The 836-nt window shown below is 67.7% G+C and carries 1 protein-coding gene; it reads left to right on the plus strand.

Going from position 1 to position 836, the window contains the following annotated elements; translation table 11 throughout:
- Window positions 1-591: 591 nt before the first annotated feature.
- Window positions 592-836, plus strand: a 245-nt coding sequence (locus MLGJGCBP_RS47960) for a DUF4193 domain-containing protein (protein WP_160098347.1), incomplete at its 3' end; no start/stop codon positions are given.

Here is an 836-nt window from a genome sequence, read left to right on the forward strand (position 1 = left end):
CACCACTACGTGCAGGTTGACCGTGTAGCGCCCCTGCCAGCTGATCTCCATCGTTGGCGGGGGCTGCGCTTGGTAGCCGTTCCCCACCACTACTACTGCTGCTGCTCAGCGGGCCACCACCCGGTGTGGCATCCATCCGCGGTACGCACACCACGCCCCCCACGGCGGCAAACCGGCGATTTCGACCCCGTGGTCGCCGCATCGGACCACGCACCCCCACCACCCGGAGCACCGTCACAGCCCCGGCGCGGCAGGGCCATCGGTGTGGATGAGTCTGCAGGGTTCGAGACAATCTTCGGTCGACGATGATCGCGGCACCGTGCAAGGGATGACTCTCAGTCCCGGCTCCCGGCAGAGCAAGCGAGCGCGCACCGACACGGGCCCTGACCGCAGGAAAGAACTAACCCCCGTCACTGCCCCCCGTCGGGATGCCCAGCGGCAAACCTGGCGTGTGGAACCGGATTCCGGGGCCTCACGATCCCCCCACCGCCCCACGACGTTAGCCACCGCACGCCACACCGGGCGTGGCGCGCCCACGCACCCTCTAATCTGGCGGGTCCGAACACCGAGGAACATCAGGACGCACCAGGCATGGCCACCGACTCCGACGCCCCCAGAGTCACCGAATCCGACGAGACCTCGGACACGTCCCTCGAACAGCTGACCGCGAGCCGGAAAGACACCCAGTCCCCCGCCGTGGACGTCGAGGACACCGACACCGCCGAATCCTTCGAACTGCCCGGCACCGACCTGTCCGGTGAGGAACTGACCGTCCGCGTCCTCCCGAAGCAGGCGGACGAATTCACCTGCACCAGTTGCTTCCTGGTCCACCACCG

Source organism: Rhodococcus sp. T7 (genome assembly GCF_009872365.1).
GTDB lineage: Bacteria > Actinomycetota > Actinomycetes > Mycobacteriales > Mycobacteriaceae > Rhodococcus_F.